We start from the raw sequence: 6163 nt of genomic DNA on the forward strand, positions 1-6163 counted from the left end.
CTCACCCACCCGCCTCAGTCCAGACCTTGACGCGGACATGCCCCGCCCTTACGTTCAGAATCACACCCGAAGTTCACGTACGAGAACGGACGCAAGAACAGAACACACAAACAGAAAGGTCACCCCCCACATGCGCACCCGACGCACCCTGCTCATCTCCGCGCTCGCCGCGACGGCCGCCACCGGAGGCCTGGCCGTGGCGGCCACGGCGTCGCCCGCCCCGGCGGCCGCCGAGGTCATCGAGGTCTCCACGGCCGCCGAGCTCAAGTCCGCGCTCACCGATGCCTCCCCGGGCGACACGATCCACCTCGCCGACGGAACGTACTCCGGGAACTTCAAGACGAGCACGGCCGCGAGCTCGGGCTCCCGCATCACCCTGACCGGCTCCTCCAAGGCGGTGCTCACCGCGGGCGGCGGCTACGGCCTGCACCTGGACGGCGCCTCGTACTGGACGGTGCGGGGCATCACCGTCACCGGCGGCCAGAAGGGCATCATGATCGACTCCGCCAAGGGAGTCACGGTCGACACGGTCACGGTCCACGGCCTCGACATGGAGGGCGTCCATTTCCGGAAGTCGAGCAGCGACGGCGTCATCAAGAACTCGCGGATCTACGACACCGGGAACGACGACAGAGGCATGGGCGAGGGCGTCTACGTAGGCAGCGCCAACACACTCTCCGACAAGAGCGACAACGTACAGATCATCGGCAACACGATCGGCCCGGACGTCGGCGGCGAGGCCATCGACCTCAAGGAGGGCACGACAGGCGGCAAGGTCTCCGGCAACACGTTCGACGGCAAGGGCCTGACCGGCAACAACTACGACGACTCATGGATCGACGTGAAGGGCAACGACTACGTCGTCGAGAACAACACCGGCAAGAACACCACGAACAACGGCTACGAAACCCACACCCAGCAGTCCGGCTGGGGCTGCGGCACGGTCTTCCGCGCCAACAAGTCGGACCTGACCGGCTCGACGGGCGACAAACAGCTGGCGATCAACGTGACGAACTACAGCGACAACTGCAAGACGACGGTGTACGCGAGCAACACGGTGACGGCAGGCAAGGGCCTGACGAACATCAAGGTGACGCCGTAAAAGCGGCCCCGAGGAAGCGCCCCTGGAAGGGGCGCGGGGAACTGCGCGACAAGCCCCCACCGAACCCGCACCCAAGAACAGAACAACGGGCCCGCATCTCCGAAGAGATGCGGGCCCGCAGCGTTCAGCTACCGCCTAGAGAGAGCGACGCGAGGTCAGCTCTGGCCTCCGGCAAGCTTCTCGCGAAGCGCGGCCAGCGCCTCGTCCGAGGCCAGCGCACCAGAGGTGTCGTCCGACTCCGAGGAGTACGAACCACCGCTGCTGCTGCCACCGGCAGCCGGCGCACCGGCGGAAGCCGGAGCGGCAGCGCCCTCGGCCTCGGCCTGGGCGTCCGCCTCGCGGGACTTGATGACCTGAGCCTGGTGCTGCTCGAAGCGCTGCTGCGCCTCGGCGTACTGGCCCTCCCAAGCCTCGCGCTGGGTCTCGAAGCCCTCGAGCCAGTCGTTCGTCTCGGGGTCGAAGCCCTCGGGGTAGATGTAGTTGCCCTGGTCGTCGTAGGACGCGGCCATGCCGTACAGGGTCGGGTCGAACTCGACGGCCGACGGGTCGGCACCGAAGGACTCGTTGGCCTGCTTGAGGCTCAGCGAGATCCGGCGACGCTCGAGGTCGATGTCGATGACCTTGACGAAGATCTCGTCGTTGACCTGGACGACCTGCTCCGGGATCTCCACGTGGCGCTCGGCCAGCTCGGAGATGTGGACCAGGCCCTCGATGCCCTCGTCGACGCGCACGAACGCACCGAACGGAACGAGCTTGGTGACCTTACCGGGAACGACCTGCCCGATCTGGTGCGTGCGGGCGAACTGCTGCCACGGGTCTTCCTGCGTCGCCTTGAGCGACAGGGACACGCGCTCGCGGTCCATGTCCACGTCGAGAACCTCGACGGTGACTTCCTGACCGACCTCGACAACCTCGGAGGGGTGGTCGATGTGCTTCCAGGAAAGCTCGGAGACGTGCACGAGACCGTCGACGCCGCCGAGGTCCACGAACGCACCGAAGTTGACGATCGAGGAAACGACGCCGGAGCGGACCTGACCCTTCTGCAGGGTCGTGAGGAAGGTCTGACGGACCTCGCTCTGGGTCTGCTCGAGCCAGGCACGGCGGGACAGGACCACGTTGTTGCGGTTCTTGTCCAGCTCGATGATCTTGGCCTCGAGCTCCTTGCCCACGTAGGGCTGGAGGTCGCGGACGCGGCGCATCTCGACGAGGGAGGCCGGAAGGAAGCCACGGAGGCCGATGTCGAGGATGAGACCACCCTTGACGACCTCGATGACGGTACCGGTGACGATGCCGTCTTCTTCCTTGATCTTCTCGATCGTGCCCCAGGCACGCTCGTACTGAGCGCGCTTCTTGGACAGGATCAGACGGCCTTCCTTGTCCTCCTTCTGGAGAACCAGGGCCTCGATCTCGTCACCAACGGCGACGACCTCGTTCGGGTCGACGTCGTGCTTGATGGAGAGCTCGCGGCTCGGGATGACGCCTTCGGTCTTGTAACCGATGTCGAGCAGGACCTCGTCCCGGTCGACCTTCACGATGACGCCGTCGACGATGTCGCCGTCGTTGAAGTACTTGATCGTCTCGTCGATCGCGGCGAGGAAGGCTTCCTCGTTACCGATGTCGTTGACCGCTACCTGCGGGGTGGTGGCGGTGGTCTCGGTGCTGCTCGTCATGTGGGTAAGGGCTCCGGTACGGACAGAGAGTCGTAGGTACTGCTAGCGCCGGAGCCGATTTCGCTCTGAAGAAGCCGGACAGCCTTGGAAGCGCCCAATCCAGGTTTCCGGAGAAACGGAAGGCGCCTCGACAACCGAGGGGTTTACAACAGACGCGAGCGCAGCCTGCTATGTCTGAGGAGCGCAGGCTCGCAGCGCAACTTGTAGCATACGGGGGCAGCCGGACAGGGTCAATGCGCGAAGGCGCACACCCGGGGCGGATCGCCGCATTCCCGGCACAAATGCTGTCGCATGAGGCCACACGGGCCGCACCACGCCCTGCCGCGACGCCTTGGGGGCGCGTCCCGCTGCACCGAGCCGCGACAAGTCAGACGGAAGAGTACGACGATGGAGCCGATCATCCAAGAGTCCGAGCTGCCCGAGACGCCCGAACCGGAAGCCACCCGGCGTGACGCCGATGTCACGGAGAGCAGTCGCGCCAATCGCGGCTGGTGGGACAGGAACGCGGACGAGTATCAGATCGAGCACGGCACCTTCCTGGGGGACGACCGTTTCGTGTGGGGGCCCGAGGGGCTCGACGAGGTGGAGGCCGAGCTGCTCGGCCCGCCGGACGACCTGAAGGGCAAGGACGTCCTGGAGATCGGCGCGGGCGCGGCGCAGTGCTCGCGCTGGCTCGCCGCGCAGGGCGCGCGCCCGGTCGCCCTCGACCTCTCGCACCGGCAGCTGCAGCACGCGCTGCGGATCGGCGGCGGGGTGCCGCTCGTGGAGGCGGACGCGGGTGCGCTGCCGTTCGCCGACGGCAGCTTCGACCTCGCGTGCTCCGCCTACGGTGCGCTGCCCTTCGTCGCCGATCCGGTGCGGGTCCTCAAGGACGTGCACCGGGTGCTGCGGCCCGGCGGGCGGTTCGTGTTCTCCGTGACGCACCCGATGCGCTGGGCCTTCCCCGACGAGCCGGGCCCGGAGGGTCTCTCCGTGGCGGCCTCCTACTTCGACCGCACTCCTTATGTGGAGCAGAACGAGAAGGGAAGCGCCGTCTACGTGGAGCACCACCGGACGGTCGGCGACCGGGTGCGGGACGTGGTGGCCGGCGGCTTCCGCCTGGTCGACCTGGTGGAGCCGGAGTGGCCCACGTGGAACACGCAGGAGTGGGGCGGCTGGTCCCCGTTGCGCGGGAATCTCATCCCGGGGACGGCGATCTTCGTCTGCGTACGGGACTGACTGCCTACGTAGACACTGCCTACCTAGGCAGTGCCTACGTAGATACCGCCTAGCCCTCGGTCTCGTGGGCCCAGGTCAGCAGGGTGTAGGCGCGGCCGCCCTTACCCGTGACGTACTCCGGTTCCTCGTCGGTGAGGCGGAAGCCGAGGCGGTCGGCGACGGCGACGCTCGGGCCGTTGTCCGGTTCTATCTGGAGCAGGACGCGCGGCAGGCCGAGGGTCGTGTGGGCGTACTCCGTCAGGAGCCGGGTGGCGCGCGGGGCCAGGCCCTGTCCCCGGTGGACGGCCCCGACCGCGTAACCGATGGTGCCGCGCGTGAGGCTGAGCAGGATCTCGCCCAGGGGCCGTAGGCCGTCGGTGGTGATGGCGAGGTTGATGCGCTTGCCCTCGCTCTCGCGGATCGCCTGCAGGTAGTCGCGGGCAGCGGCCTCGTCGAAGGGCGAGACGAGCGGGGTGCGGTGGGCGACGGCCGGGTCGTCGAAGAGTTCGACCATGACCGGCAGATCCTCGCTCGTCCACTCGCGCAGGACGAGTCCGTCGCCGGTGATCCGCAGGGGTTCGGGCATGGGCCCACCGTATCGGCGTACTTGGGAGACTGGGTGCGTGATCCGTACCGACGAACTTCAGCGCCTTCCCGTAGGTGACGCCCTGCCCGCGCTGCGCGGCGCCCTCGACGACCACGGTGTCGCCGTGCTGTGCGCGCCGCCCGGCACCGGCAAGACGACGCTGGTGCCGCTGGTGCTCGCGGGGCTCGTCGGGGACGCGCCGGTACGCCGTGTGGTGGTCGCCGAGCCCCGGCGCATCGCGGCGCGTGCGGCCGCGCGGCGGATGGCGTGGCTGCTTGGCGAGAAGGTGGGCGAGAGCGTCGGCTATACGGTGCGCGGCGAGCGCGTCGTGGGGCGGCACACGCGCGTGGAGGTCGTCACGACGGGTGTGCTGCTGCAGCGGCTGCAGCGTGACCAGGAGCTGGCCGGTGTCGACCTGGTCGTCATCGACGAGTGCCATGAGCGGCATCTGGACGCGGACACCGTGGCGGCGTTCCTGGTCGACGTACGGGCGGCGCTGCGGCCCGAGCTGCGTCTGGTGGCCGCTTCGGCGACGACGGACGCGCAGGGGTGGGCGCGGCTGCTCGGGGACGCGCCGGTGGTCGAGGCCGAGGGGGTCTCGCATCCGGTGGAGGTCGTCTGGGCGCCGCCCGCGCGCCCGGTGCGGCCGCCGCACGGGATGCGGGTGGACCCTGCGCTCCTTACGCATGTGGCGGCGACGGTGCGGCGTGCGCTGGCCGAGCGGGGCGGGGACGTGCTGTGTTTCCTGCCCGGGGTCGGAGAGATCGCTCGGGTGGCGGGACAGCTGGGGGACGCGCCCGCCGAGGTGCTCCAGGTGCACGGGCGGGCGCCGGCGGCCGTGCAGGACGCGGTGCTCGCGGGCTCGGCGGGCGGCGCGCGCAGGGTGGTCCTCGCGACGTCGGTGGCCGAGTCGTCCCTGACGGTGCCGGGGGTGCGGGTCGTCGTCGACTCGGGGCTCGCGCGTGAGCCGCGGGTGGACCACGCGCGGGGGCTGAGCGCACTGGCGACGGTACGGGCTGCGCAGGCCGCGGGGCGGCAGCGGGCGGGCCGCGCGGGGCGTGAGGCTCCGGGGGCCGTCTACCGGTGCTGGGCGGAGGCCGAGGACGGGCGTCTGCCGCGCTTTCCCTCGCCCGAGATCAAGGTGGCCGACCTGACGGCGTTCGCCCTGCAGGCGGCCTGCTGGGGCGATCCGGATGCCTCCGGGCTCGCCCTCCTCGACGCTCCGCCGGGCGGTGCGATGGCGGCGGCGCGGGGTGTCCTGACGGCGATCGGGGCGGTCGACGCGGGCACTGGTCGTGTGACGGAGCGGGGGACTCGGCTGGCCCGGATGGGCCTGCACCCCCGGCTTGCCCGCGCCCTCCTGGACGCGGCGCCGGTCGTCGGCGCTCGGCGGGCGGCGGAGGTGGTGGCCCTTCTGAGCGAGGAGCCGCCCCGTGCGTACGGGGACGACCTCGCGGCGGCGTGGCGCGAGGCCCGGCGGGGCGGGGACGCGTACGCCGCGCGGTGGCGGACCGAGGCCCGGCGGCTCACCTCCTCAGTACCCGCGCCTTCGGCGCGGGATCTTGCCCGCCGACCCACCCATGACCCCGCATCGAGCCCTCCCGACGC

At 69.9% G+C, this 6163-nt stretch carries 5 protein-coding genes; 3 read left to right on the top strand and 2 right to left on the bottom strand.

Annotated features, from left to right (window positions below; genetic code table 11):
- The first annotated feature begins 130 nt into the window (after window positions 1-130).
- Window positions 131-1102, top strand: a complete 972-nt coding sequence (locus E2651_RS40095; RefSeq protein WP_135336206.1) for a right-handed parallel beta-helix repeat-containing protein — start codon at window positions 131-133, stop codon at window positions 1100-1102.
- A gap of 155 nt (window positions 1103-1257) precedes the next feature.
- Here E2651_RS40095 and rpsA read toward each other — a convergent pair whose 3' ends face one another.
- Window positions 1258-2772, bottom strand: a complete 1515-nt coding sequence (rpsA, locus tag E2651_RS40100) for a 30S ribosomal protein S1 (RefSeq protein ID WP_135336207.1) — start codon at window positions 2770-2772, stop codon at window positions 1258-1260.
- 387 nt (window positions 2773-3159) lie between these two features.
- Between rpsA and E2651_RS40105 the strand changes: the two genes are divergently transcribed.
- Window positions 3160-3990 (top strand): class I SAM-dependent methyltransferase, encoded by an 831-nt coding sequence (locus tag E2651_RS40105; RefSeq protein WP_135336208.1) that lies wholly within the window; start codon window positions 3160-3162, stop codon window positions 3988-3990.
- A 49-nt stretch (window positions 3991-4039) separates the two neighbouring features.
- Here the strand turns inward: E2651_RS40105 and E2651_RS40110 are convergent, their stop codons facing one another.
- Entirely contained in the window at window positions 4040-4555 is a 516-nt protein-coding gene (locus E2651_RS40110) for a GNAT family N-acetyltransferase (RefSeq protein WP_135336209.1), read from the bottom strand.
- Between the two features lie 37 nt (window positions 4556-4592).
- On the opposite strand from E2651_RS40110, the gene E2651_RS40115 reads away from it, so the two are divergent.
- On the top strand, window positions 4593-6163 hold a 1571-nt coding region (locus E2651_RS40115), incomplete at its 3' end, for a helicase-related protein (protein WP_135336210.1).

This window comes from Streptomyces sp. MZ04 (genome assembly GCF_004684775.1).
In the GTDB taxonomy this organism is placed as follows: Bacteria; Actinomycetota; Actinomycetes; order Streptomycetales; family Streptomycetaceae; genus Streptomyces.